Genomic DNA, 501 nt, shown 5'->3' with positions numbered 1-501 from the left:
AAGAGTCCTTGGCCTGCGACTGGATGTACGCCATCATCCACGACGGGCACGCCAGCGTCACGAACGAACCCTTGGCCATACCCGCGTTCCAGTCAGCCGACCACGGAGCGATCTTCGCCGACAGACCCTTGTTGATCGCGTCGATCGTCAGATCCCACGCCCGCTTCACACCCGGGTTCGACTCCACCACGACCTTGTCACCGTCGTAGATACCCACCGGCTGCTGACCCAGGATCGACCGGTAGATGATCGTCGGACCGTCCATCCACGCCGAACCCTTGACGTTCGCGGCCTTGAACTTCACACCCGTCTCGATGTACTTCTCCCACGTCGGCCACAGCGCGCTGACAGCCTCACGGTCGGTCGGCAGACCCGCCTTCTCGAACAGGTCCCGGCGGTAGCACATCGCCATACCGCCCACGTCCGTGCCCAGACCGACAACCTCACCCTTGGCCGAGCTGCCCTGCTGCCACTTCCACGCCGGCCACTGCGACTTGATGT

1 protein-coding gene is annotated in these 501 nt (G+C 63.7%); it reads right to left on the bottom strand.

What is annotated here, in order from left to right; genetic code table 11:
- On the bottom strand, nucleotides 1-501 hold a 501-nt coding region (locus ACFQO7_RS37765), incomplete at both ends, for an extracellular solute-binding protein (RefSeq protein ID WP_376810899.1).

The organism is Catellatospora aurea, assembly GCF_042663325.1.
Lineage (GTDB): Bacteria > Actinomycetota > Actinomycetes > Mycobacteriales > Micromonosporaceae > Catellatospora > Catellatospora aurea.
This window is presented reverse-complemented; position numbering and strand designations above follow the sequence as displayed.